Consider the following 22,875-nt stretch of genomic DNA (forward strand, 5'->3'; position numbering starts at 1 on the left):
CCGGTCGCCTGACCGGCCGCGCGGCTGGTCATCGAGCCCCGGACGCGAGGGTGGATCGAAGAGGTGAGTCAGGTCACATCCTCTCGATTTCACTCGCCATGAGGGTGCTGGTAGACTTTCATGCCGTTGCCCCAATAGCTCAGCGGTAGAGCGCCATCTTGGTAAGGTGGAGGTCGCGGGATCGATTCCCGCTTGGGGCTCGGAGTGAGAGCCCGCGCAGCGCAGAGCGTCTCATCCTCCCGAGGATGGGGCGCCACTGCACGGCGCGGGCGCTTCTCATTCTGTGGCGGTGTAGCTCAGTTGGTTAGAGCGCACGACTCATAATCGTGAGGTCGCGGGATCGAGCCCCGCCACCGCTACGGGCCCGGAGCCCCGGAACCACTCGGTGGTTCCGGGGTTTTCTCATGTCCGGAGCCCGGAGCGAAGGGGGAGTCGCCGTGAGCGCCACGATCCGTCGTCTGTCCGTCGACGACGTCGAGGAGGTCACGGCGCTGCTCCGGGAGAACCGCGAGTTCCTGGCCCCGTGGGAGCCTGCCCGGGAGGACGAGTACTTCCAGCCCGCGACGCAGCTCGAGATCGCGAGGCAGAGCCTCGACGACCACGCACAGGGCAGGACGTTCCCGGCGGTGATCCTCGACGACGACGCGATCGTCGGGCGGCTGACGCTCAGCGGAATCACCCGAGGGGCCTTCCAATCGGCCGCCATGGGGTATTGGGTGAGCGAACGGGCGAACGGGCGCGGGATCGCGACCCGGGCGGTGTCCGCGGCGATCGCCGTCGCCTTCGGCGAGCTGGGGCTGCATCGCCTCCAGGCGGAGACCGTGTTCGCGAACGCCGCCTCACAGCGCGTGCTCGCGAAGAACGGATTCCGGCCGTACGGAGTGGCGCCGGACTATCTCCGGATCGACGGGCGCTGGCAGGATCACATCCTCTTCCAGCTGCTGGCGGACGACGACGGTGCCGCACGCGCCGATCCGTCTGCGAGCAGAAGAGGACCCCCGGGCCGGGCGGCGTGAGGGGGACGCATCAGAAAGCCCGACCCGAGGGTCCTCGGATCACTCGCACCTCGATGAGGTGTCTCCGACACTACGGACCACCTCTGGTGTTGGGCCTGACGTCGGCTGGACATCTGCTGTGGATCTCGGTTCCTCTGGTCGGAACGGGCTCGGACGGGGTCCCTGAGAGGGACTCCCCGTCACATGCAGCTCGCCTATCGTGGGCGGCATGGACGATCGAGCGCAGGTGCGCGAATTCCTCATGTCGCGGCGAGCCCGGGTCACTCCGGACCAGGTGGGGCTGCCGCCGGGCACGAATCGTCGCGTCGACGGACTGCGGCGCAGCGAGGTCGCGACGCTGGCCGGAGTCAGCGTGGAGTACTACACGCGGCTGGAGCGCGGCGCGATCGACGGAGCCTCTCCGGAGGTGCTGGACAGCATCGCTCGAGCCCTGCTGCTCGGAGACGCGGAACGCGCCCACCTGTTCGACCTCGCCCAGGCCGCCAGTCCCGTCGCCCGTCCGCCGCGTCGGCGCAGCGCCCGCCGCTGGACTCCGCACCGGGGCCTGCAATGGGCCCTGGACGCGGTCACGGCGGGACCGGCCTTCGTCCGCAACGGACGGATGGACCTGTTGGCGGCGAATCCGCTCGCCCAGGCCTTCTACCAACAGGTCTACGACATGCCGGGACGCCCGCCGAACATCGCGCGCTACATCTTCCTGGACCAGCGGGCCCTCGACTTCCATCCCGAGTGGGACGCCGTCGCCGACGTCACCGTGGCCATCCTGCGCACCGAGGCCGGACGGGACCCGCGCAACAAGGAGCTGCATGATCTGATCGGGGAGCTGTCCACGCGCAGCGAGGAGTTCCGCCGGCGCTGGGGCGCGCATGACGTCCGCCATCACGGCAGCGGGGCCAAACGATTCCGCCACCCGGTCGTCGGCGAGATGACGCTGGCCTACGAAGGACTCGAGATGGCCGCGGAGCCGGGGCTGACCCTGACCATCTACGCGGCCGAGCCCGCCACGCCCTCCGCGGAGCGCATGCAGCTGCTCGCCTCCTGGGCGGCCAGCGAGCAGGGTGACGACGAACAGGCCGGGCAGTCCGCCGCTCCGGAATCGGGCGGGACGCCGCGGCGGGACCAGCGAGGCGGCGACCGCGGCGACGACGCCCCGACGCCGCGGTCACGTCCCTGAGGCGGCGCTCCGGCGGTCGGCTCCGCGGTCGGCTCGGTCGCGGACCAGCAGCAGCCCCAGCGGCAGGAAGTACAGGGCGGCGATGCCGGCGCCGACGACCACCGGGCCGACCGATCCGAGAGAAGACTCCAGGGAGAAGCCGGCGATCCACGAGCCGAGAGCAGTGCCCACGTTGAACGCCGAAGTCGCCATCGCCGAGGCCAGCGTCGGGGCCCGGTCGGCGTAGTGGACCGCCTTGCTGATCAGGATCGGGTTCGTCGACATCCCGAACAGCCCCAGCAGCGCGACCAGCAGCACGGTGACCGCCGGCAGGCTGGCGAAGGCCGCGAGCGCGAGGAGCACCAGCAGCGTCATCGTCGCGGCGGTGAACAGCACCGGCCAGGGGCGCCGGGCTCCGAGGCGGCCGCCCGCCCAGGAGCCGACCAGCGCGCCGGCCCCATAGGCCACCAGGACCAGGGGCACGACCGAGGACGGCAGCCCTGCCGCGTCGGTGAGCAGCGGAGCGATGAAGCTGTAGGCCGCCAGCGAGGAGCCGCAGACGACTGCCGCACCGGCGAGCACCAGCCAGACGCGCACGTCGCGCAGGCTCACCAGCTCGGCCCGCACCGAGGGTCTCGTCGACGAGGCCTCGGCGGCGACGTGGCGTCGGATGAGCACTGCGGCCAGCACTGCGACGACGGCGAGTCCCCAGAAGGGCCCGCGCCACCCGATCACCTGACCGGCGAAGGCCCCGAGCGGGACGCCGAGGACGTTGGCGAGCATGCCGCCGCCCAGGATGATCCCCAGTGCGCGGGAGGACCGCGCCGGCCCGGCGGCGCGGGCGCCGACGACGGCGGCCACCGCCCAGAAGGCTCCGGTGGCCAGGGCGGTGACGAACCGGGCGCCGAGCAGCAGCGGGAGGCTCGGGCCGACGGCGACGACGAGATGCCCGAGGGCGAAGACCAGCAGCGCCAAGGTGAGCGTGTGCCGCCGCTGCAGCCGGAGGGTCAGGACCGCCATCAGCGGGGTGCCGACGATCATCCCGAGGGCGAAGACGGTGATCATCAGACCCGCGTCGGCCACCGGGACGCCGAGGTCCCGGGCGATCTCCGGCAGCAGCCCGGCGACGAGGAACTCGGTGGTGCCCATCAGGAAGACTCCGGCGGCGAGCAGGTACGTCACCCGCGGCAGCCGCGACGGCGCGGCCTCGGTCTCCTCGGCGCCGGTCTCGGCAGTCTCCGGTGCGGTCTCGCGGAGGTTCTCGCGTGCGGTCCTCGACATGGACGACGATTCTCCTCGCTGGGGTCGGGAGGGGACAGGGCGGCGCGACGGGGCCGGAGCCGGCGAGATCTGCCGGCACGGCCGCCGCCGCAGGATTCATGCGACCACGGCGTCGGGCCGACGGGGAGTCCCTGCCCGTGGGGGTACCGACAGGGACTCCTCCGGCGGGAGCGGTCGCTCTACGGTGGATCATGCCGGCGGGGCGGACGTCCTCGGACGCGCTCGCCGCAGCACCTGCCGATCACTGGTGGAAGGAGCCAGGATGACCACGATCGCCATCGTCGGAGCCGGACCGGGCCTGGGCGCCGCCGTCGCCCGCCGCTTCGGCGCAGAGGGCTTCGCCGTCGCCCTCGTCTCCCGCACGCAGGAGAACGTCGACCGGCTCGCCCGCGACCTCCAGGACGCGGGGATCCGGGCTCGCGGCTACACGGCCGACGTCCGCGACCGCGACGCCCTCGCGGGGGCGCTCGAGGCGGCTGAGGCCGACCTCGGACCGGTGGAGGTCTTGCAGTACAGCCCGATCCCGCGCCGCGAGTTCCTCAAGCCCGTCCTCGAGACGTCTCCCGGAGATCTGGCCGAGGCCGCCGAGTTCTCCATCCTCGGCCTCGTCGTCGTCGTGCAGCAGGTCCTGCCTTCGATGACCGGGCGGGGCCGGGGCACCATCCTGCTGGTCAACGGCGGCAGCGCCGCGACGCCCAACCCTGCGGTGGCCGGCACCTCCGTCGCCTTCGCCGGTGAGAGCGCCTACGGCGAGATGCTGCACACCACCCTCGCGGTCGACGGCGTCCACGTCGCCCAGCTCGTGGTCCCCGGTGCCATCGGCGGCGGCGACCCGCAGTTCGCGCCCGAGGCGCTCGCCGCCCGGATCTGGCGCATGCATGTCGAGCCCGGCGGATTCCGCCGCGTGGTCGGAGATGACTGACCCGGTCAGACAGGCCGGGGCGGGCCGCCATGAGCGGAACGCCGGACGCAAGACCACAGCATGAGGAGAGAGATGACCCATCCCCTCTACGACTTCACCGGCAGGACCGCCCTCGTCACCGGCGGCGGTGCCGGCATGGGCGAGGCCGCCGTCCGCACCTTCGCCGAGGCAGGCGCGAACGTCGCGATCCTCGACCGCGACGCCGTCGCCGCCGCGCCGGCCCCTTCGCGCGTACAGGCCAGTCTCGTCCACTTCATGCCCGGCTCGCGCACCCATTGGCACAGCCACCCGCTGAGCCAGACGGTCTTCGTCACCGAGGGCGTCGGCCTCTGCCAGCGCCGCGGCGGACCCGTCGAGGTCATCCGCCCCGGGGCCGCGTCCTCTTCGAAGCCTATGAGGAGCACTGGCACGGCGCGGCCCCCGACCGGCTGATGGTCCATCTGGCCATCAACGAGGGCGACGCGGACCACGCCGTCGTCCACTGGGGCGAGGCGGTCACCGACGAGGAGCACCGGGCCGCCCCGCGCGACGCCGGCTGAGCCTCGCCGCGCGAGAGGGCCCCGCCCTCGACAGTACTGCCATCACCGTCATCACCGGCCGCCCCCGGCCGGGAACCCACTGAGAGGAGCTGCGCCCATGCGCGGAGTCATCATGCACAGCCCCGGGGACGTGCGCGTCGAGGAGCGCGAGGACCCCCGGATCATCGAGCCCACCGACGCGATCGTCACCCTGCGCGCGACCTGCATCTGCGGCTCCGACCTCTGGCCCTATCGCGGCGTCGAAGAGGCCGACCACCTGCCGATGGGCCACGAGTACGTCGGCGTCGTCGAGGAGGTCGGCTCCGCGGTGACCACTGTGGCGCCGGGAGACTTCGTCGTCGGATCCTTCATCATCTCCGACAACACCTGCGAGATCTGCCGCGACGGCTTCCCCTCGAAGTGCGTCCACGCCCAGATGGTCGCCGGAACCATCGGCACGCAGGCGGAGAAGGCCCGGATCCCGCATGCCGACGGCACGCTGGTCGCCACGCCGGGCGAGCCGGATCCCGAGCTGATCCCGGCGCTGCTCGCCGCCTCCGACGTGCTGGGCACCGGCTGGTTCGCCGCGGAGGCGGCCCAGGCCGGGCCGGGGCGGACCGTCGCGGTCGTCGGCGACGGCGCCGTGGGCCTCATGGCGATCCTCGCGGCGCGCGAGCTCGGCGCCGAGCGCATCATCGCGATGTCGCGGCATCCCGAGCGGCAGAAGCTCGCCCGCCACTACGGCGCCACCGACATCGTCGAGGAGCGCGGCGACGCCGGCGTGGAACGGATCCGCGAGCTCACCGACGGACTCGGAGCCCACGGCGTCGTCGAGGCGGTCGGCACCCAGGAGTCGTTCATGCAGGCCGTCGGCGTCACGCGCGGCGGCGGGCACCTCGGGTATGTGGGGGTGAACTTCGACGTCCACATCCCGGGCATCCAGCTGTTCTTCGCCGGGATCCATACGCTCGGCGGCCCGGCCCCGGTGCGCCGATTCCTGCCGGACCTCATCGATCGGATCTGGCGCGGCGAGATCGACCCGGGGAAGGTCTTCGACCTGACCCTGCCCCTGGAGGAGGCCCCCGACGGCTACCGGGCCATGGACGAGCGGCGGGCCACCAAGGTGCTGCTGACGCTGTGAAGCCGCCGGGGACGGAGCCGGTCGTCCGTCCGCCGACATGCGCCGCGGACGACCGGCTCGGCGGGATAGTCTGCCGATCAGGAGTCCGCCCTGCGTCGAGATGGCGGGCCCTCGTCCGCTGACCGACCCTGAGGAGGGACGATGACGTCCACTGCTGATCTCTACGACGAGCACGGAGAGGACCTGCAGTCGCTGGCGCTGCCGCTGCGCGACTACGGCGGCGCGGCGGCCTTCGCCGGGCCGATCCGCACGGTGAAGTGCTACGAGGACAACGCCCTGCTCAAACAGATCCTCTCCGAACCGGGCGAGGGCGCGGTCCTCGTCGTCGACGCCGCCGGCTCTCTCGACCGCGCGGTGCTGGGCGACATGATCGCGGGGATGGCCGCCGAGAACGGCTGGTCCGGCGTGGTCGTCCACGGCGCGGTCCGCGACGTCGCCGTGCTGCGGACTGTGGATCTCGGGATCAAGGCCCTGGGGTCGAATCCGCGCAAGTCCACCAAGACCGCCCAGGGCGTCGTCGACGACGTCGTCGACTTCGGGGGCGTGACCTTCCGACCCGGACGACGGCTCGTCGCCGACGAGGACGGCGTCCTCGTCGAACGCTGAGCCGGCCGCCGGCGTTCACACCGCCGTGACCTCTCAGGTCTAGGCTGGAGGGCAGCACCGTCCCCGGCATCCGGCGAGAGAGGACCCACCCGATGAGCCGAGCAGCGCTGGCCGCGATCTCCCACGGCACCTCGGACCCGGCCGGCCAGGCCGTCGTCGCCCGCCTGGCCGCCGACGTCGCCGCCGAGGCCGCCCGCCGCGGCCACTCCGAGTTGGTCCGCCTCGGCCACGTCGACGTGCAGGATCCCGACGTCGCCGCCACGCTCGCCGCGCTGCCCGAGGGGACCCCCGCCGTCGTCGTGCCGGTGCTGCTCTCCGCCGGCTACCACGTCAACGTCGACCTCGCCCGGGAGACCGCCGACGTCGGCCGCGAGGTCACGATCAGCGGCGCCCTGGGGCCCGACGACCGGCTCGTCGAGCTGCTGGTCGAGCGGCTGGAGGCCGTCGGCGCCGATCCGCGGGCCGACACGATCCTCCTCGGCGCCGCCGGCTCCTCCGACCCCGCCGCCGTCGACGACTGCCGCGACATGGGCCGCCGGCTCGCCGCGCGGCTGGACGCCGACGTCGAGGTCGCCTTCCTCTCGGCCGCCGAGCCGCGGGTGCGCGACGCCGTCGCCGCCGCCCGCCGGGAGCGGCCGCAGCGCCGCGTCGTCGTCGCCAGCTACCTGCTCGCGCCGGGCTACTTCCAGGACCTGCTCGTCTCCGCCGGCGCCGATGTCACCGCCGCGCCGCTGCTTCCCGCGCCCGAAGGCCGGGGCGGAGCTCCGGACTCGCCGCGGCAGCTGATCGAGGTCATGCTCGACCGGTTCGCCGCGGGCGAGCGGGCGCTCACCGCCCGCGCCGCCGACGGCGTCTGAGCGGCGTCCGAGCGGCACGCGCGCGGCGGCCTGCGGTACCGTGGACTCCGGTCGCGCCGCCGCCGGCGCCCGGCCGTCCGCACCGACGACATCCAGGAGCGTCCATGAGCAGCCCCTCGCGCCCGCCGGGCTCCGCCCCGGACCCCTGGGCCGGCGGGTCCACCGCCTACCGGGCGACGCTGGTGGCCGGGATGCTGCTGCTCGCCGCCGGCGTGGTCGCCGCGATCCTGACGGCCTCCGGCGCGGCGGACGCCGTCGCCCCGGCAGCGGTGCTGCTGGGGCTGGGCATCCTGCTGCACCTGATCAGCATCGGCGTGCGGATGCGCGACGTCCGCGTCGCGCTCGCCGCCGAGCGCACCTCATCGTCGACGCAGAACGCGAAGGACACCGACACGTGAGCATCAATCCCGCCCTCGAGGGTCGCGAGTATCCGCCCGCCGAGCCCTTCCAGGTCAGCCGCGAGGCGGTCCGCGAGTTCGCGACCGCCGTGCAGGCCTCCCACCCCGCCCACCACGACGTCGACGCCGCCCGCGCGCTGGGCCGCGGCGACCTCGTCGCCCCGCCGACCTTCGCGGTGATCGTCGCCCAGCGCGCCGAGGCCGCCGTCGTCGCCGACGACGAGGTCGGCATCGATTTCTCCCGAGTCGTGCACGCCGACGAGCGCTTCACCCACCACAGCCCCATCCTGGCCGGCGACACGCTGCACGCGACCGTCCGGCTGGAGCGCATCCGCGTGATGGGCGCCGGTGCGATGGTCACCACTGTCGTCGAGGTCGCCGCCGAGGACGGGACCGCGCGCAGCACGGTGACCTCCTCGCTGCTGGTCCGCGCCGACGACGCTGAGGAGGACGCATGAGCACCCCGCAGACCCCCGCACAGACCCCCGACATCGCCGCCGTGGAGAAGGGCCAGGAGATCGGCCGCCGCACGGTCGCGCTCTCCCGGACGGATCTGATCCGCTACGCCGCAGCCTCCGGCGACCATAATCCGATCCACTGGAACGAGCGCTTCGCCCGCGAGGTCGGCCTCGACGGCGTCATCGCCCACGGCATGCTCACCATGGGTGCGGCGGTGGACCTGGTCACCGAGTGGGTCGGCGACCCCGGCCGGGTCGTCGACTATCAGGCCCGCTTCACCAAGCCGGTGCCGGTGCCCGACGTCGCCTCCGGCGCCCCGGACGCGCCGACGGCGGAACTGCGCATCGTCGGCACCGTCGGGACGGTCGACGCCGAGGCGGCCACCGTCCGCGTGGACCTGGCCGTCACCCTCGACGAGGCCAAGGTCCTGGCGAAGTCCCAGGTCATCGTCCAGCTCTGAGCCGTCGTCGGCCTCCGACGGTCGACCTGCAGACTGTCCGCGGGTGCGTTCCCGGGGCCGGATCCACGGTCGACGCCGCCGCGACACCCCGCTCGCCGGGCAGGGTGTGGCGGCCGCCGCCGTATAATCGCCTGCACACGGATCACCGTCCATCGTCAGAGGAAGCATCATGCCCAGCACCACGATCGAGACCTTCCGGGAGCCCCGCTTCCGCATCCCGCGCCGTGCCGCCGCCCTCGGCACGCTGACCGTCGCCGCGCTGGCGCTCTCGGCCTGCGGCGACGACGGCTCCTCGGAGTCCGGCGGCTCCGGCGGGGACACCGCGGCGAGCACCGACATCCAGACCGAGCTGGACATCAGCATCGACGACGTCGAGCTCGCCTCCGAGGGGACGCTCTCGGTCTGCTCCGACGTGCCGTACCCGCCCTTCGAGTACCACGACGACGCGGGGAACGTGGTCGGCTTCGACATGGATATCGCCCAGGGCCTCGCCGACGCCTTCGGCGCGGAGCTGGAGGTCGTGCAGACCGGCTTCGAGGGCATCCAGTCCGGCGTCGCGCTCAACGCCGACAGCTGCGACCTGGCGATCTCAGGGATGAGCATCACCGAGGAGCGGGCCGGCAACATGCTCTTCTCCGAGCCCTACCTGAACGACAACCTGGGCCTGCTGGCCGCCGAGGAGAGCGGCGTCGAATCCGCCGACGACCTCGACGACTCGATCACCGTGGGCGTCCAGGCCGACACCACCGGCGCGACCTACGCGACCGACCAGGGGTACTCCACTCGCGAGTACCCGGACTCCGGGCTGCTGATCCAGGGGCTGGAGTCCGGCCAGGTCGAGGCGGCGATGGGCAATATCTCCATCCTCGGCTACCAGGCCGGTGAGGACGCCAGCGTGACCTTCGTCGAGGAGATCGACACCGGCGAGCAGCTGGGCATCGCCGCCCAGGAGGGCAACCAGCAGCTCATCGACGCCGTGGACGAGGTGCTGGCCGAGATGGAGTCCTCCGGCTACATGGACGAGGTGAAGACCAAGTGGTTCGAGAGCGGCGAGACGCCCGAGGAGGGCTCCGAGGAGTCCGCCGGGGAGTCGGAGGAGTCGACGGAGGACTCCTCGACCGAGGATGACGGCTGAACCGCATGGCGATGACCACCCGTGAGCGCGCCCGGCTGAGCCTGGGGATCCAGGCCGGCCTGTTCGTCGTCGCCGTCGCCGTGCTCGCCGTCGTCATGGACTGGCAGGCGATCGCCACCAGCTTCTTCGACGTCGAGCGGATCGGCCCGATGTTCCCGGACATCCTCCTCGTCGGGCTGAAGAACACCCTGGCCTACACCGCAGTGGGCTTCCTGCTCGGCCTGCTCGGCGGGCTGGTGCTGGCGCTGATGAAGCTCTCCAGCTTCCCCGTCTACCGGTGGCTGGCCACCGGCTACATCGAGTTCTTCCGTGGCATCCCGGCGATCCTGGTCTTCCTGGCGCTGGGCTTCGGCGTCTCCATCGCCTTCGGCTGGAACCTCGACTCGCTGCAGATCGCCGGCGTCTCGCTGGGGCTGGTCGGCGCGGCCTACATCGCGGAGACGCTGCGCGCCGGACTGCAGGCGGTGCCCAAGGGCCAGATCGAGGCCGCCCGCGCGCTGGGCATGCCGGCCTGGCGGGCGATGGTCTCGATCCAGATCCCGCAGGCGGTGCGGATCGTGATGCCCCCGCTGACCAACGAGGCGATCCTGCTGACCAAGGACTCCTCGCTGATCTTCGTGGTCGGACTGACCGCCGGCGCGGCGGAGCTGACCAAGTTCGGCCGCGACGGCATCAACATCTACCAGGCGGGACTGACCCCGCTGGTCGCCGCCGGCGTCTGCTATCTGCTGATCACCGTGCCGCTGTCCATCCTCGCCCGCCGCATGGAGCGGCGGACGTCGACGAAGAAGTAGGAGGCCCGGCATGGCCGAGTCCACCCCCGCACCCGATGCCGCACCTGGCGCCGCCGTCGTCGGCGAGCAGGCGCCGGCCGGCGTCGCGATCTCCGCGCTGCACAAGGCCTACGGCAGCAACGAGGTGCTCAAGGGCATCTCGATGACCGTCGAGCCCGGCGAGGTGGTCTGCCTGGTCGGCGCCTCCGGCTCCGGCAAGTCGACGCTGCTGCGCTGCGTGAACCGCCTGGAGGAGCCCAACGCCGGCACGATCACCGTCGCCGACCACGTCGCCTCGGATCCCGATGTCGACCTCGACGCGATGCGTCGCGAGATCGGCATGGTCTTCCAGCAGTTCAACCTCTTCCCCCATCTGAGCGTGCTGGAGAACTGCACGATCACCCCGCGCCGGGTGCTCAAGCAGTCCCAGGCCGACGCCGACGGCGAGGCGATGGCCCAGCTGCGGCGCGTCGGCCTCGAGGAGCTCGCGGACCGTCGCCCCGACCAGCTCTCCGGCGGCCAGCAGCAGCGCGTGGCGATCGCCCGGGCGCTGACCATGCGCCCGCGGCTGATGCTCTTCGACGAGCCGACCTCGGCGCTGGATCCGGAGACCGTCGGCGATGTGCTGGCGATCATGCGCCAGCTGGCCGAGGCCGGGATGACGATGATCGTGGTCACCCATGAGATGACCTTCGCCCGCGAGGTCGCCGACCGGGTGGTCTTCATGGACCAGGGCCATGTGGTCGAGGCCGGTCCGGCCGCGCAGGTCATCGGGAATCCGCAGCAGCCGCGCACCCAGGACTTCCTGCGCCGGGTGCTCGACCCGACCCATGTCGACCTCGACGACTGAGCCGCGCCGGGTAGGGTGAGCCGCGTGAACTCTCTGCAGACCTCCTCCGCACCGTCCGTCGCCGTCTCCGACGGGCCCCGTCATCTGGCCGAGCACACCACCGCCCGGGTCGGCGGCCCGGCCGGGGACTGGATCGTCGCCGAGACCGAGGACCAGGCGCTGGAGGTGCTCGCCGCGCATCCGCTGCCCGACGACGAGACCCGCGCCGCCGGCGAGGACAGCCTGCTGGTGCTCGGCGGGGGATCGAACCTGCTGGTCGCCGACGGCGGCTTCGGCGGCACGGTGCTGCAGCTCGCCTTCGAGGGCATCGCCGAGGAGACCGAGGAGGCGAGCAGCGACGACGCCGGCTCGCGCCTCGTCCGGATCGCCGCCGGCCACCGCTGGGACGACGTCGTCGCCTGGACCGTCCGGCACCGGCTGGCCGGTCTGGAGGCGCTCTCCGGGATCCCCGGCGCGGCCGGGGCGACGCCGGTGCAGAACGTCGGGGCCTACGGCGCGGAGATCGCCCAGACGCTGGTGGACCTGCGCGCCTGGGACCGGGCGGCCGGCGAGCTCGTCACCCTCGACGCGGAGGCGTTGGCATTCGGCTACCGGGAGTCGGTGCTCAAGCGCACCACGCTGCACGGATCGCCGCGCTACGTGGTGCTCTCGCTGCGTCTGCGGCTCGCCCATGACGGCGAGGACACTCTCTCGGCGCCGATCCGCTATGCCGAGCTGGCTCGCACGCTGGGGCTGGACCCCGTGCTGGAGGAGGAGCGGCGGCGCGCGCCGCTGGACCAGGTGCGCGAGCAGGTGCTGGCGCTGCGTGCGGGCAAGGGCATGGTGCTCGACGCCGACGACCACGACACCTGGTCCACCGGGTCCTTCTTCACCAACCCGATCGTGCCGGCGGACATGGCCGCCGGCCTGCCGGAGGAGGCTCCGCGCTTCCCCCTGGACGACTGGCGGGTCAAGCTCTCGGCCGCCTGGCTGATCGACCACTCCGGCTGCGGCCGCGGCTTCGGGGCCGAGCTGACCGACGGTCGAGCCTCGCTGTCGACGAAGCACACGCTGGCGATCACCAACCGCGGGCCGGCCGGCACCGGCGACCTGCTCGCCGTCGCCGGCGCCGTCCGCGAGAAGGTCCACGCGCGCTTCGGCCTCGACCTGCATCCTGAACCGGTGATCATCGGTGCCGAGGTGGCCGCTCCCGGCTCGCGCTGAGCGACTCGGGCCGGCGACGCCGCCTGCGGCAGAGGACGAGCCCTGCAGATCCGTCGGGTGATGGATCAGCAGGGCTCGTCTGTCGTCGCACGGGCCGGGCGTCAGATCATCGGACGACCCTCGTCGCGGGCGCGGCGCGCGTCGCGGGCGAAGCCGCCGGCGATGACCACCAGCACGCCCAGCACGAGGGCGGGCCACATCAGGACGTAGACGCTGAGCAGCAGGTCCATGATCACTCCTTCGGTCCGGTGGGGGCGGTCTCGGCGGGGCGCGAGCCGGCGTCGTCAGTCGTCTCGGCGCTGTCGAAGTTGCCGACGCGGGCATGGATGGTGCTGAAATCGAACTCCTGTCCGCTGCGCATCGACATCAGCACGCAGACCAGCGTGCTGACCGAGTAGGCGACCAGGGACCCCGAGAGCACCGTGTAGTCGTGGAGCGTGCCCAGAGCCCAGGGGGAGGCGCCGACGACGGCCAGCACGGCGGCGACGCAGCCGACGCGGAGGCCGAAGAATCCGAAGGCCATCAGCCCGATGATCACACCGATCCCCAGCACGCCGAGCACGTCGACGGCCACGCCCAGCAGGGCCCCGAGGGCCCCGTCGACGGGCAGCCACTCGAAGCGCACCGGAAGGAAGACCGCCAGGGCGGCGAGCACGGCGGTGACGAAGGCCCGATTGGTGACCCGGTCCCAGTAGAAGCTGGAGATCACCGGGAAGACGAGGGCGCCCCAGAGCGCGCCGACGAAGACGAGCATGTCCAGGATGTCCAGCCGGAAGCTCGCGATGAGCACGCCGGCGGTCGTCGCCAGGATCATCGTCACCCGGCCGACCAGGAGCATGCGCTTCGGGTCGACCGTGCCGCGGCGAGCGACGTTCTGGCCGTAGACGTCGGCCATCATGATCGAGGACAGTGCCGAGAGGTCGGAGTCGGCGGTCGAGGAGAGCGCGCCGACGATGACCACCAGGAAGAGCCCCAGCGCCACGGTCGGCAGATGCTCGGCGGCCATCTGCGGGACGATGTTGTTGGCGTCGCCCTCATAGGGCGTGAGGCCGAGGTACAGCGCCAGCACGCCGAGCATGCCGATGCCGATGACCATGGCCCCGTAGCCGATCGTGGCGGTCACGAAGGTGCGCTTGATGAGGTCCTCGCGCACGGCGAAGAGGCGCTGGGCGATGGTCTGGTTGCCGATGGCGTAGGCGAGCACCGCCGCGATGTAGGGTGCGCCCTGGCTGAGGAAGGCCTCCGAGGAGAAGAAGTTCGACTGCTCGGCGGACAGGTTCTCCGCGCCCGTCTGGAAGCTGGAGGGGAAGTCGGCGGCGAAGAAGATGATCGGGATGATCACGCCGATCAGGGCGAACATCGCCACCAGCTGCATGAAGTCGGTCAGTGACGAGGCGCGGAATCCCGACCACAGGGTGTAGATCAGCACGCCCCCTGCGACGAAGAGCACGCCCTGGGCGAAGGTGAAGGGGGAGAACAGCGAGATGATCGCCCCGCCGGCGACGAAGTTCGTCGTCAGGCTGATGATGCTGCCGATCACATTGGAGCTCGCCAGCAGCAGCTGGCTGGAGCTGCCGTGGCGTGCCCGCATGATCTCGGCCAGCGTGTGGGCATTCGGGGCGATGCTGCGGATGCGCCGTCCGAACGGGTAGATGAACAGGATCATCAGGGCGCCCCAGAGTCCGTAATGGATCGGCCCGGAGATCCCGTAGGTGTATCCGGACGTGGCGGAGGCGTAGAGCGAGGAGGCCCAGATCCAGGTGGAGGTCATGCTGGCCGCCGCGATGCCGAAGCCGACGTTGTTGCCGGCCGTCATGTACGCGTCGGCGTTCTCCTTCTTCCGGCGGATCTTCAGGGCCATGTAGAGCGTGGCCCCATAGAACGCGGCGAGGATCACCAGCACGGTGGTCGAGCTGAGGAATGACGTTCCCGGTTCCCCCATAGGGTCCTTCCTGTCGGCGGCAGAGGGTCGGCGGACAGCGCGCGGACCTCCCTCGCGGACGAAGGACGGCGTGCGGCGCGGCTGCGCGCATACCGGATCAGGCTACAGAGGTGCCGGAGGGGCGATTCTGCGGGGCCCCGCCGTCGCGGGCTCCGGGTCGATGCCTCGCAGGGCGCGGCGGCGGCGGTCGGCGACCGGACGCGCACGGGACGCTGCTTCGGCCTGACGAGCGCGGTCGGGCGTGCGGCGCGCGACGTCGACGAGGGCTTCCGAGCCGGTGTGGAGAGGGCGTCCAGCCGGTCGTCAGTCGGCACCGGGAAACTCCGGAGTAAGTGATGATGATCACCTCGCCCTGTGAGGAGGATCACTGTCTCACCGTCGCGCCCGCCGCGCACGACGAGGCCCCGACGTCGATTCTGCGACGTCGGGGCCTCGTCGGAGGGCCGGCGGACCGGCCTGGATGCGGCGGTCGGCTCAGAGCTTGCCGACGGCGATGAGCAGCATGCGGCGCAGCGGCTCGGCCGCGCCCCAGAGCAGCTGGTCGCCGACGGTGAAGGCGGAGATGTACTCGCCTCCCATGGCCATCGGGCGGATGCGGCCCACCGGGATCGTGAGGTCGCCGGTGGCGGCCACCGGGGTCAGCTCCCGCATGGTGGCGTCCTTCTCGTTCGGGACGACCTTCGCCCAGTCGGTGCCGGAGGCGATGATCGCCTCGATCTCGGAGACCGGCAGCTCCTCGCGGAGCTTCAGCGTCAGCGCCTGCGAGTGCGAGCGCAGCGCGCCGACGCGCACGCACAGCGAGTCGAAGGGGATCGCCTCGCCGCGCCGCTCGACGCCGGGGGCCAGGTCGTCGCCGCGGCCGAGGACCTTGTTGGTCTCGACGCCGGCCTTCCACTCCTCCTTGGAGACGCCGTTCCCAAGGTCGCCGTCGATCCAGGGGATCAGCGAGCCGGCCAGCGGGACGCCGAACTGGGAGGCGTCGAGACCCTCGCGCTGGGTCTCGAGGACCTTGCGGTCGATGTCCAGGATGGCCGAGGCCGGGTCGGCCAGCTCCGTGGAGACGGCGCCGTGGATGTCGCCGAACTGGGACACCAGCTCGCGCATATGCTTCGCGCCGCCGCCGGAGGCCGCCTGGTAGGTCATCGCAGTGCCCCACTCGACCAGACCCTCGGTGAAGAGGCCGCCGAGGCCCATCAGCATGCAGGAGACGGTGCAGTTGCCGCCGATGAACTCCTTCACCCCGGCTTCGAGGCCGGCGTCGATGACGTCGCGGTTGATCGGGTCCAGCGCGATGATCGAGCTGTCGGCCATGCGCAGCGTCGACGCCGCGTCGATCCAGATGCCGTCCCAGCCGGCTTCGCGGAGCTTCGGGTAGACCGCCTTGGTGTAGTCGCCGCCCTGGGCGGTGACGATGATCGGCAGCTTCTTCAGCGTCTCGATGTCATGGGCGTCCTGCAGCGTGGGCTCGGACGGGGAGACGCCGTCGAAGGAGGGGGCCTCGCCGCCGGCGTTGGAGGTGGAGAAGAACACCGGATCGAGGTGCTCGAAGTCCCCCTCGTCGAGCATGCGACGGACCAGCACGGAGCCGACCATGCCGCGCCAGCCGACGAGACCGATCGACGGGGTCTCGGCGGTGGAGAGGGCGGAGACTGCGGGCGATGTCATAGAAGCCATATGTCCCAGGATAACGAACTGCCGTGCGCCGGGGCATGCCGCACGTCACGGAGGCCGCCGTCGCCCCCGGGCGCCGGGCGGCGTCCAGCGGGGATCAGCCGCCGTCAGAGCAGGGAATCAGCGGCGGCGCACATGCGTCTCGAAGCGGTGCCGCAGACCGTTCTCCGCGACGTGCCAGCCGTCGTCGGCCGGATCCGAGGACTCCAGCCGCCAGTCCTCCTCCGGCAGCCGCGGCGCCCGGGTGTCGCCGTCGACGTCGAGGTCGATGACGGTGACCACGGCCGCGTCGGCCAGGCCGCGCTCGACCGCCTCGGCGTAGATCGCCCCGCCGCCGAGGATCCAGATCCGCTCCGGGGCGCCGGAGGAGTCGCGGACGGCGGAAGCCGCCGAGCGGGCGTCCGACGCCGACGACGGGGCCGCGGCGACCTGCAGTCCGGTCGCCAGCGAGTCGGCCGTCTCGGCGCCGGCTCCCTCGATCTCCGCCGCGCGGGAGGCGTCGCCGGTGACGACGATGTTCCGCCGGCCGGGCAGCGGGCGGGCGGCCTCGGGCAGCGACTCCCAGGTGCGCCGGCCCATCACCACCGGGCAGCCGCGGGTCATCGCCCGGAAATGGGCGAAGTCCTCGGGCAGATGCCAGGGCATGTCGCCGTCGTCGCCGATGACTCGGTCCCGGGCCTGGGCCCAGATCATCCCGACCCACGGGTGCTCGCGCTCAGTGTGCGTCGGCACGGCCTCCGGCTGTTCGCTCCTCGGGCTCATACCGCCACCAGGGCCTTGATGGCCGGATGGTGCTGGTAGTCGACCACCTCGAAGTCCTCGTAGGCGTAGTCGAAGATCGACTCCGGGGTGCGGGCGAACTCCAGCCGCGGGGAGGGCAGCGGGTCGCGGCTGAGCTGCTCGGTCACCTGCTCGAGGTGGTTGTCGTAGATGTGGCAGTCGCCGCCGGTCCAGATGAACTCACCGGGCTCCAGGCCGACCTGCTGGGCGACCATCCGGGTGAGCAGCGCGTAGGAGGCGATGTTGAACGGGACTCCGAGGAACAGATCGGCGCTGCGCTGGTAGAGCTGGCAGGAGAGCCGCCCGTCGGCGACGTGGAACTGGAACATCACGTGGCAGGGCGGCAGCGCCATGTCCTCGACGTCGGCCGGGTTCCAGGCGGTGACCAGGTGGCGGCGCGAGTCGGGGTTCGTGCGCAGCGACTCGACGACCTGGGCGATTTGGTCGATCTGGCCGCCGTCGGGCGTGGGCCAGCTGCGCCACTGCACGCCGTAGACCGGGCCGAGCTCGCCGTCGGCGTCGGCCCACTCGTTCCAGATGCGCACGCCGTGCTCCTGGAGCCAGCGCACGTTGGAGTCGCCGCGGAGGAACCACAGCAGCTCGTGCGCGACGGACTTGAAGTGCACCCGCTTGGTGGTGATCAGCGGGAACGACTCGCTCAGGTCGAAGCGCAGCTGGCGGCCGAAGACGCTGCGCGTGCCGGTGCCGGTGCGGTCGGACTTGGCGGTGCCGTGTTCCAGCACCTCGGCCAGCAGGTCCTCGTACGGGGTGGGGATCGTCTCGCTCACGACACCAGCGTACCGGTCCGGAAGCCGCAGGCGACGCGGGCGCCGGCGGGGACGACGGCGACGCCGGCCGCAACGAGTCTGCGCGCTCGCGCCCCGCGGCTCAGCTCACCGGCGCCTGGAAGCGTCGGTACTCGGGATGCCGATGCAGGTAGTCGTCGATGTAGCTGCACTCGGAGAGGAAGCGGGCGTCCTGCGCGGCCAGGTGGTCCAGCAGCAGCGTGACCAGGCTGCGGGCGTAGCCCTTCCGGCCGTGGGCAGGGCTGATGATCGTGTGCTGCAGCCGGGTGACCTGCTGGCCGCCGATCGTCTCTTCGGCGAAGCCGACGAATCCGATGAAGGTGTCGACGCCGTCGAGCGTGTCCCAGAGCTCGGCCCGGCCGCGGTCGGCGTCGAGATGCATCCGCGCCGTCGGGTGGACGTTCTTCTTCTGCTCCATGACCAGGAGACTACCGTCACAGTCGGCGGCTGTCAGCGGTCGACGTCGCAGGTCCGCGCGTCGCGGAGGCCGCGGCTCAGTCGTCGAACGGGTCGTGGACCTCGACCGCGACGATCGTGCCCGAACGGTCCACCGCCTGCTGGGCGACGAGCACCGCGCCCGGGCGCAGATACGGGTCCTCGGCGGGCAGCGCCTCGAGCAGCTCGGGGTCGCGGATCCAGTCCCGCAGCTCCTCGAGCACCGTCGGCAGCACGGGCCGGTGGGTGCACATCAGCAGCGGCTGCAGCGCCTCCAGCGACTTGCGGGTGCGGTTCCGCGGCTTCTGCGGCTTCTCCAGCGCCCGCTTCTCGGTGAGCGAGTCGCGGTACTTCAGCCGGTGGCGGTGGCGCTTCACGTAGGGGGCGACGGTCTCCACACAGCGCTTCCACGGGCTGGACTCCAGCATCCGGGGCCGCCAGGCGGTCAGCAGCCGCTCGACGGCCTTGGCCTGGCGCTTGCCGGTGGCCGCCAGCGGACGCTTGCCCTCGGCTTTGGACCAGGAGGCGCGCGGCTTGGCCTTGGCGTGGCGCAGCACGATGAACGGGGAAGTGCGCAGCCGCATCTCCTCGTGGAGCCGCTCCAGCTCGTCCAGCGGCTGGCGGTCGGTGTCGTTGCTCAGCATCTCGCGGGCCTGCGGGACGGCGACCCAGCGGACCTCGTCGGTCTCCTCGGCGTCGGGCTTGGGCTTGCCCTCGGTGACCTGGGCCGCCCAGTACCAGACCTCCTTGGACTTCATCCTGCCGCTCTTGCCGACCATGTAGCGGGTGATCGGCAGCGGCATGCCCAGGCGCACCTTCAGCCCGATCTCCTCATGGACCTCGCGCACTGCGCACTCCGGCAGCGTCTCGCCGGGGTCGAGCTTGCCCTTGGGGAAGGACCAGTCGTCGTAGCGCGGCCGGTGGATCAGCAGCACTTCCAGCGCGCCGCGGTTCAGCCGCCAGCACAGGGCGCCGGCGGCGAGCACCGCGGCGTCGTGGCCGTCGTCGGCGCAGGTCGTGGTGCGCCGGCGCGGCACGCGGGTCATCAGCTCTGCCGGCTCTGCTGACTCTGTCGCCGCTGTCGGCTCGGCCGGCGTCGCCCCGGTGCCGTTCGTCGAGGGGGCGGCGACGGCGGCGTCCGGCACGGAGCGCGCCGAGGCGCCCGCGCGCGCGTCGTCGGCGATGTCGGGAACGGCGTCGTCGAGGCTGCGGTCTGTGGTGTTCACGTCGGTGATGATCCTCGGGAGCTGCTCGGCGGTGCGGCGTTCAGGCGGGGTCTGCGGGGTCCCTGGGAGACCCGGCGAGGGTCAGGAGGAGACGTCGCCGTCGGCGTCGCCGGCGGGGGCGTACATGGTGTCGACGTCCCAGCGGGCGAAGCCCAGCGCGGTGTAGAGCTGCACCGCCGGGGTGTTGTCGGCGTCGGTGTAGAGCATGATCGCCCCCAGCCCGCGCGAGCGCAGATGCTCGATGCCGGCCAGCGTCAGCACGCGGCCCAGCCCGCGGCCGCGGGCCTCGGGGGCCACGCCGACGACGTAGACCTCGCCGACGGGCTCGTGGCGGCCCTCGGAGGGATCGGCGGGGTGGACTTTGGTCCAGTGGAAGCCCAGCAGCCGCCCGTCCTCCTCGGCGAGCAGGAAGCCGGCGGGATCGAACCAGTCCTCGGCCATCCGGGCCTCGAGGTCCTCGCGGGTCAGCCGCCCCTGCTCGGGGTGGTCGGCGAAGGCCGCCGCATTGACGCGGAGCCAGACCTCCTCATCGCGGCCGGGCTCGAAGGCGCGGATCTGCACGCCCGCCGGAGCGTCCGGCACGGTGATCTCCTGCGGGGCGGTCAGCCGCATCCGCCACAGTTCGCGCACCGGGCGCCAGGCGAAGCGGGAGGCCAGCCGCACGGCGGCCTCGTGCTCGCCGTGCGCCCAGGCTCGGCGCGTCCGTCCGGCGGCCGGGGCGAGGGCGTCGGCGGCTAGGGTGTCGGCCAGCCGGCCGCCGACGCCGTGCTGGCGGCAATTCGGCCGGACCACCATCTCCAGCACATCGGGGGTCTCCGCGTCGCCGCGGACGACGACGCCGGCGCCGGCGAGCAGCGGCCCCGCGCTCGCGTCCTCGGCCCCTTCATCTGCCGCCTCGTCAGCGGGCTCCCCGGTGGTCTCGGGTCCGCCCTCGCCGGCCGGCCAGGCCCAGGCGACGGCGAGGCGCAGCGGGGATCCGTCCGCGCCGGCCGCGCCGGCCTTCTCCAGCTCGATCAGCGTCTGCTCCGAGAAGGGCGGATTGCCGTCGGCCTCCTCGGCGGTGCGCGCCAGCTCCTCCAGCGCGCGGACCAGGTCGGGACCCGGGGCGGCGGAGCGGGGCTCCACTGTGATCTCGGCCGGGGCCCCCGGGGCGCTCCCTGCGGGGGATCCCGTCGGGGCGGGGGTGCTCGTCGTGTCCTCGGAGCTCATGGCTCTACTGTATCGGAGCGGAACCACCCGCGGGGCCCGCCTCCGGCGTGGTCGAGCTCGGGGCATCCCCGGGGCGGGGCGGCGTCGGAGCAGAGGCGGGAGCAGGAGGTGGGGGCAGGCGCCGGACCAGGCGTCAGGTCAGGCGCGCGGCTCGTCCTCGCTCGCGGCGTCCTCGCCGTCCTCCGGCTCCTGGTCGGCGCGGGAGACCACCAGGCGGTAGCCGACGTTGCGGACGGTGCCGATCAGCGACTCGTGGTCGGGTCCCAGCTTCGCGCGCAGCCGACGGATGTGGACGTCGACGGTGCGGGTGCCGCCGAAGTAGTCGTAGCCCCAGACCTCGTGCAGCAGGCGGTCCCGGGTGAAGACGTGGCCGGGATGCAGCGCCAGATGCTTGAGCAGCTCGAACTCCTTGTAGGTGAGATTGAGCAGCCGGCCGTCGATGGTGGCCATATAGGTGGTCTCGTCGATGGTGATCCCGCCGGCGCGGATCTCGTCGGCGTGGCCCTCCTCGGCGGCCTCGACGGCGCCCATCCGGATGCGCGCGTCGATCTCCCCGGGGCCGGCCTCGGCGAGCACGAAGTCGTCGACCTGCCAGCTCTCGTTCAGCGCGGGGAGCCCCGATTCGGCGACGACGGCGACCACCGGGGCGGCCGTCGACTGCCGCACCAGCTGGCAGAGCGAGCGGGCGTGGGCGAGCTCGGTGCGTGCGTCGACCAGAGTGATGTCCGCGCGGGGAGCGCGCACGATGCTCGAGGCCTCGGCGGGGAATACCCGGACCCGGTGGGTGAGCAGCTCCAGCGACGGCAGGGCGTCCTCGGGGGTGTCGGTGAGCAGCAGCACCTGGGCCATCCGTGGTCTCCCCTGTCCTCGCGTCGTCTCCTCGGCCGGAGGGCGGCGACATCACGGGCCGGCGGGCCTGGCGCCGTCGTGCCGCACGGATCGAGTATAGCCGCGCCGCCGCCGGACCGAGCCGCGTCGCGTCGGCTCTGGCAGGATGGTCTGCTGTGAAACACCTCCCCGTGGCCCTCTCCGGCCTGCTCTCCGCGGCGGCGCTGCTGGCCTCCTCCTTCGCCGGCGCGTCGGTGCTCGCGGCGGTGGTCTGCCTGATGTGCCTCGTCGTCTCGCTGGGCTGGCCGCAGCTGATGGGCGTGGCCGCGCGCCGCTCGCTCGTGGCGGTCATCCTGGGCGCCGGCGTCGTCGCCGCGCTCGGCGCGGCCGTCGTCTCGGCGGTCGAGTCGCTGTTCTTCTGGTCCTCGGTGGCGCTGGCCTTCGGAGTGATGGCCATCTTCGTCATCCAGGTCGTCCGCGGCACCGGACGTCCCCACCGGATCGAGTCGACGATCGGCGCTTCCTCCGGCGTGGTGGTGACGACGACGGCGGCCGGCTGGGTGGCCGGGCTGCGGTATCCCGCCGAGCTGGTCGGCGTCGGCGGCGACCGCGCCGGACTGGTGCTCATCCGCAGCCCGCTGCCCTACGAGGACTGGGGCGTGCTCGGCGTCACCGGCGCCTCCGGCGAGCTGACCGTCGTCGGCCTGGCCGCGCTGGCGCTCTGCGTCGCGGTGCTGCTGGCCTGCCTGCCGCTGCGCGATCTCCTCGCAGTGCCGCTGATCATCCTGGGCACGGCGGCCGCCGCTCTCGGAGTCGGCCTGGCCTGGGGCGAACTGACCGCGCTCTTCTCCGTGGTGCTCGGACTGGCGGCCGGACTGCTGGTCTCGGCGATGCGGCGGCTGCTGCTGCACCGCGGCGCGCCCGCCGGGCGGATGGCCGCGTTCGCCGTCGGCACCGCCCCGGTGGCGGTGATGGGCGCGCTGGTCTTCTTCGCCGAGCGCCTGCTGCTGGTCTGACGCACGTCTGACGACGGCGCAGCCGACCCGGTAGACTCGCGGACATGGACATCGCACTGCAGAACGTCTCGCTGCTGGGACTGGAGATCTTCTTCATCGGCCTGCTCGTGCTGGTGGCTCTGGTCATCGCCGGCATCTCGCTGACCGTGATCACCCGCCTGTACAAGGGACAGCGCTGACCCGTGGCACC

Annotated in this window: 26 protein-coding genes and 2 tRNA genes; 18 read left to right on the forward strand and 10 right to left on the reverse strand. The window is 72.3% G+C overall.

The features are described 5' to 3' along the window. The first annotated feature begins 128 nt into the window (after window positions 1–128). The 4 genes from GCL72_RS00760 to GCL72_RS00775 all read left to right on the forward strand — a co-directional run bounded on the left by GCL72_RS00760 (window position 129) and on the right by GCL72_RS00775 (window position 2,190). Window positions 129–200, forward strand: a tRNA-Thr gene (locus GCL72_RS00760). An 85-nt stretch (window positions 201–285) separates the two neighbouring features. After that, window positions 286–359, forward strand: a tRNA-Met gene (locus GCL72_RS00765). A gap of 78 nt (window positions 360–437) precedes the next feature. Continuing rightward, on the forward strand, window positions 438–1,016 hold the full coding sequence (locus GCL72_RS00770; protein WP_211364929.1) for a GNAT family N-acetyltransferase: 579 nt from the start codon (window positions 438–440) through the stop codon (window positions 1,014–1,016). Window positions 1,017–1,224: 208 nt separating this feature from the next. After that, window positions 1,225–2,190: a helix-turn-helix transcriptional regulator gene (locus tag GCL72_RS00775; protein WP_153142800.1), complete on the forward strand. Its 966-nt coding sequence runs from the start codon at window positions 1,225–1,227 to the stop codon at window positions 2,188–2,190. Here the strand turns inward: GCL72_RS00775 and GCL72_RS00780 are convergent. Beyond that, entirely contained in the window at window positions 2,179–3,450 is a 1,272-nt protein-coding gene (locus GCL72_RS00780) for an MFS transporter (RefSeq protein WP_153142801.1), read from the reverse strand. The genes GCL72_RS00775 and GCL72_RS00780 overlap by 12 nt on opposite strands. A 262-nt stretch (window positions 3,451–3,712) precedes the next feature. On the opposite strand from GCL72_RS00780, the gene GCL72_RS00785 reads away from it, so the two are divergent. From GCL72_RS00785 to GCL72_RS00840, 12 genes are all read left to right on the forward strand, one after another. Next, on the forward strand, window positions 3,713–4,372 hold the full coding sequence (locus GCL72_RS00785) for an SDR family NAD(P)-dependent oxidoreductase (RefSeq protein WP_153142803.1): 660 nt from the start codon (window positions 3,713–3,715) through the stop codon (window positions 4,370–4,372). Window positions 4,373–4,444: 72 nt separating this feature from the next. Continuing rightward, entirely contained in the window at window positions 4,445–4,804 is a 360-nt protein-coding gene (locus GCL72_RS09815; protein WP_246160945.1) for an SDR family NAD(P)-dependent oxidoreductase, read from the forward strand. A 204-nt stretch (window positions 4,805–5,008) separates the two neighbouring features. Beyond that, window positions 5,009–6,031, forward strand: a complete 1,023-nt coding sequence (locus tag GCL72_RS00795) for a zinc-dependent alcohol dehydrogenase family protein (protein ID WP_153142804.1) — start codon at window positions 5,009–5,011, stop codon at window positions 6,029–6,031. A gap of 141 nt (window positions 6,032–6,172) precedes the next feature. Continuing rightward, window positions 6,173–6,637, forward strand: a complete 465-nt coding sequence (gene rraA / locus GCL72_RS00800) for a ribonuclease E activity regulator RraA (protein ID WP_153142805.1) — start codon at window positions 6,173–6,175, stop codon at window positions 6,635–6,637. Between the two features lie 92 nt (window positions 6,638–6,729). Next, window positions 6,730–7,494: a sirohydrochlorin chelatase gene (locus GCL72_RS00805; protein WP_153142807.1), complete on the forward strand. Its 765-nt coding sequence runs from the start codon at window positions 6,730–6,732 to the stop codon at window positions 7,492–7,494. A 104-nt stretch (window positions 7,495–7,598) separates the two neighbouring features. Further along, on the forward strand, window positions 7,599–7,892 hold the full coding sequence (locus GCL72_RS00810) for a hypothetical protein (protein WP_153142808.1): 294 nt from the start codon (window positions 7,599–7,601) through the stop codon (window positions 7,890–7,892). Then, the gene (locus GCL72_RS00815; RefSeq protein WP_153142809.1) at window positions 7,889–8,350 is read left to right on the forward strand and encodes an FAS1-like dehydratase domain-containing protein; all 462 of its coding nucleotides are present in this window, start codon (window positions 7,889–7,891) and stop codon (window positions 8,348–8,350) included. Before GCL72_RS00810 ends, GCL72_RS00815 begins: the two co-directional genes overlap by 4 nt. Continuing rightward, the gene (locus tag GCL72_RS00820) at window positions 8,347–8,811 is read left to right on the forward strand and encodes a MaoC family dehydratase (RefSeq protein WP_153142810.1); all 465 of its coding nucleotides are present in this window, start codon (window positions 8,347–8,349) and stop codon (window positions 8,809–8,811) included. Before GCL72_RS00815 ends, GCL72_RS00820 begins: the two co-directional genes overlap by 4 nt. A gap of 169 nt (window positions 8,812–8,980) precedes the next feature. Next, a complete protein-coding gene (locus tag GCL72_RS00825) occupies window positions 8,981–9,946 on the forward strand; it encodes an ABC transporter substrate-binding protein (RefSeq protein WP_153142811.1) in 966 nt (321 codons plus the stop codon). Window positions 9,947–9,951: 5 nt separating this feature from the next. Beyond that, on the forward strand, window positions 9,952–10,740 hold the full coding sequence (locus GCL72_RS00830) for an amino acid ABC transporter permease (protein ID WP_153142812.1): 789 nt from the start codon (window positions 9,952–9,954) through the stop codon (window positions 10,738–10,740). Window positions 10,741–10,750: 10 nt separating this feature from the next. After that, window positions 10,751–11,569 carry an amino acid ABC transporter ATP-binding protein gene (locus tag GCL72_RS00835; RefSeq protein ID WP_246160946.1) on the forward strand — a complete coding sequence of 273 codons (819 nt, stop codon included), beginning with the start codon at window positions 10,751–10,753 and terminating at the stop codon, window positions 11,567–11,569. Window positions 11,570–11,593: 24 nt separating this feature from the next. After that, window positions 11,594–12,772 carry a UDP-N-acetylmuramate dehydrogenase gene (locus tag GCL72_RS00840; protein ID WP_246160947.1) on the forward strand — a complete coding sequence of 393 codons (1,179 nt, stop codon included), beginning with the start codon at window positions 11,594–11,596 and terminating at the stop codon, window positions 12,770–12,772. A 101-nt stretch (window positions 12,773–12,873) separates the two neighbouring features. Here GCL72_RS00840 and GCL72_RS09740 read toward each other — a convergent pair whose 3' ends face one another. The 9 genes from GCL72_RS09740 to GCL72_RS00880 form a co-directional block, all read right to left on the reverse strand. Then, window positions 12,874–13,002 carry a putative transporter small subunit gene (locus GCL72_RS09740; RefSeq protein ID WP_010525303.1) on the reverse strand — a complete coding sequence of 43 codons (129 nt, stop codon included), beginning with the start codon at window positions 13,000–13,002 and terminating at the stop codon, window positions 12,874–12,876. Window positions 13,003–13,004: 2 nt separating this feature from the next. Beyond that, complete coding sequence (locus GCL72_RS00845) at window positions 13,005–14,714, reverse strand: sodium:solute symporter family protein (protein ID WP_153142814.1); 1,710 nt, start codon at window positions 14,712–14,714, stop codon at window positions 13,005–13,007. A 474-nt stretch (window positions 14,715–15,188) separates the two neighbouring features. Beyond that, complete coding sequence (gene asd, locus GCL72_RS00850; protein WP_425486754.1) at window positions 15,189–16,388, reverse strand: aspartate-semialdehyde dehydrogenase; 1,200 nt, start codon at window positions 16,386–16,388, stop codon at window positions 15,189–15,191. Between the two features lie 117 nt (window positions 16,389–16,505). Continuing rightward, window positions 16,506–17,147 (reverse strand): dihydrofolate reductase, encoded by a 642-nt coding sequence (locus tag GCL72_RS00855; RefSeq protein ID WP_153142815.1) that lies wholly within the window; start codon window positions 17,145–17,147, stop codon window positions 16,506–16,508. Beyond that, the gene (locus GCL72_RS00860) at window positions 17,144–17,953 is read right to left on the reverse strand and encodes a thymidylate synthase (protein ID WP_153142816.1); all 810 of its coding nucleotides are present in this window, start codon (window positions 17,951–17,953) and stop codon (window positions 17,144–17,146) included. Before GCL72_RS00860 ends, GCL72_RS00855 begins: the two co-directional genes overlap by 4 nt. Window positions 17,954–18,053: 100 nt before the next feature. Next, the gene (locus GCL72_RS00865; RefSeq protein ID WP_153142818.1) at window positions 18,054–18,389 is read right to left on the reverse strand and encodes a GNAT family N-acetyltransferase; all 336 of its coding nucleotides are present in this window, start codon (window positions 18,387–18,389) and stop codon (window positions 18,054–18,056) included. Window positions 18,390–18,465: 76 nt separating this feature from the next. Continuing rightward, window positions 18,466–19,452, reverse strand: coding sequence for an NUDIX hydrolase (locus GCL72_RS00870; protein ID WP_153142866.1), 987 nt, complete (start codon window positions 19,450–19,452; stop codon window positions 18,466–18,468). Between the two features lie 261 nt (window positions 19,453–19,713). Further along, entirely contained in the window at window positions 19,714–20,841 is a 1,128-nt protein-coding gene (mshD, locus tag GCL72_RS00875; RefSeq protein WP_153142820.1) for a mycothiol synthase, read from the reverse strand. Between the two features lie 138 nt (window positions 20,842–20,979). Further along, window positions 20,980–21,690, reverse strand: coding sequence for a winged helix-turn-helix domain-containing protein (locus GCL72_RS00880; RefSeq protein ID WP_153142821.1), 711 nt, complete (start codon window positions 21,688–21,690; stop codon window positions 20,980–20,982). A 155-nt stretch (window positions 21,691–21,845) separates the two neighbouring features. Here GCL72_RS00880 and GCL72_RS00885 point away from each other — a divergent pair, with 155 nt between their 5' ends. Beyond that, window positions 21,846–22,685 carry a hypothetical protein gene (locus GCL72_RS00885; RefSeq protein ID WP_153142823.1) on the forward strand — a complete coding sequence of 280 codons (840 nt, stop codon included), beginning with the start codon at window positions 21,846–21,848 and terminating at the stop codon, window positions 22,683–22,685. Window positions 22,686–22,729: 44 nt separating this feature from the next. Further along, the gene (locus GCL72_RS09915; RefSeq protein WP_255348835.1) at window positions 22,730–22,864 is read left to right on the forward strand and encodes a hypothetical protein; all 135 of its coding nucleotides are present in this window, start codon (window positions 22,730–22,732) and stop codon (window positions 22,862–22,864) included. The last annotated feature ends 11 nt before the right edge of the window (window positions 22,865–22,875 follow it).

It is taken from the genome of Nesterenkonia halophila (assembly GCF_009467795.1).
Taxonomy (GTDB): domain Bacteria; phylum Actinomycetota; class Actinomycetes; order Actinomycetales; family Micrococcaceae; genus Nesterenkonia; species Nesterenkonia halobia.

Excerpts from the sequence above, each read along its gene's own strand:
- GCL72_RS00880 (WP_153142821.1), bottom strand. The coding sequence starts at position 21,690 with ATGGCCCAGGTGCTGCTGCTCACCGACACCCCCGAGGACGCCCTGCCG.
- GCL72_RS00835 (WP_246160946.1), top strand. The coding sequence starts at position 10,751 with ATGGCCGAGTCCACCCCCGCACCCGATGCCGCACCTGGCGCCGCCGTC.
- GCL72_RS09815 (WP_246160945.1), top strand. The coding sequence starts at position 4,445 with ATGACCCATCCCCTCTACGACTTCACCGGCAGGACCGCCCTCGTCACC.
- GCL72_RS00780 (WP_153142801.1), bottom strand. The coding sequence starts at position 3,450 with ATGTCGAGGACCGCACGCGAGAACCTCCGCGAGACCGCACCGGAGACT.
- GCL72_RS00795 (WP_153142804.1), top strand. The coding sequence starts at position 5,009 with ATGCGCGGAGTCATCATGCACAGCCCCGGGGACGTGCGCGTCGAGGAG.
- GCL72_RS09740 (WP_010525303.1), bottom strand. The coding sequence starts at position 13,002 with ATGGACCTGCTGCTCAGCGTCTACGTCCTGATGTGGCCCGCCCTCGTG.
- asd (WP_425486754.1), bottom strand. The coding sequence starts at position 16,388 with ATGGCTTCTATGACATCGCCCGCAGTCTCCGCCCTCTCCACCGCCGAG.
- GCL72_RS00775 (WP_153142800.1), top strand. The coding sequence starts at position 1,225 with ATGGACGATCGAGCGCAGGTGCGCGAATTCCTCATGTCGCGGCGAGCC.
- GCL72_RS00805 (WP_153142807.1), top strand. The coding sequence starts at position 6,730 with ATGAGCCGAGCAGCGCTGGCCGCGATCTCCCACGGCACCTCGGACCCG.
- GCL72_RS00855 (WP_153142815.1), bottom strand. The coding sequence starts at position 17,147 with ATGAGCCCGAGGAGCGAACAGCCGGAGGCCGTGCCGACGCACACTGAG.
- rraA (WP_153142805.1), top strand. The coding sequence starts at position 6,173 with ATGACGTCCACTGCTGATCTCTACGACGAGCACGGAGAGGACCTGCAG.
- GCL72_RS00845 (WP_153142814.1), bottom strand. The coding sequence starts at position 14,714 with ATGGGGGAACCGGGAACGTCATTCCTCAGCTCGACCACCGTGCTGGTG.
- GCL72_RS09915 (WP_255348835.1), top strand. The coding sequence starts at position 22,730 with ATGGACATCGCACTGCAGAACGTCTCGCTGCTGGGACTGGAGATCTTC.
- GCL72_RS00825 (WP_153142811.1), top strand. The coding sequence starts at position 8,981 with ATGCCCAGCACCACGATCGAGACCTTCCGGGAGCCCCGCTTCCGCATC.
- GCL72_RS00870 (WP_153142866.1), bottom strand. The coding sequence starts at position 19,452 with ATGACCCGCGTGCCGCGCCGGCGCACCACGACCTGCGCCGACGACGGC.
- GCL72_RS00810 (WP_153142808.1), top strand. The coding sequence starts at position 7,599 with ATGAGCAGCCCCTCGCGCCCGCCGGGCTCCGCCCCGGACCCCTGGGCC.
- GCL72_RS00820 (WP_153142810.1), top strand. The coding sequence starts at position 8,347 with ATGAGCACCCCGCAGACCCCCGCACAGACCCCCGACATCGCCGCCGTG.
- mshD (WP_153142820.1), bottom strand. The coding sequence starts at position 20,841 with ATGAGCTCCGAGGACACGACGAGCACCCCCGCCCCGACGGGATCCCCC.
- GCL72_RS00865 (WP_153142818.1), bottom strand. The coding sequence starts at position 18,389 with ATGGAGCAGAAGAAGAACGTCCACCCGACGGCGCGGATGCATCTCGAC.
- GCL72_RS00830 (WP_153142812.1), top strand. The coding sequence starts at position 9,952 with ATGGCGATGACCACCCGTGAGCGCGCCCGGCTGAGCCTGGGGATCCAG.
- GCL72_RS00785 (WP_153142803.1), top strand. The coding sequence starts at position 3,713 with ATGACCACGATCGCCATCGTCGGAGCCGGACCGGGCCTGGGCGCCGCC.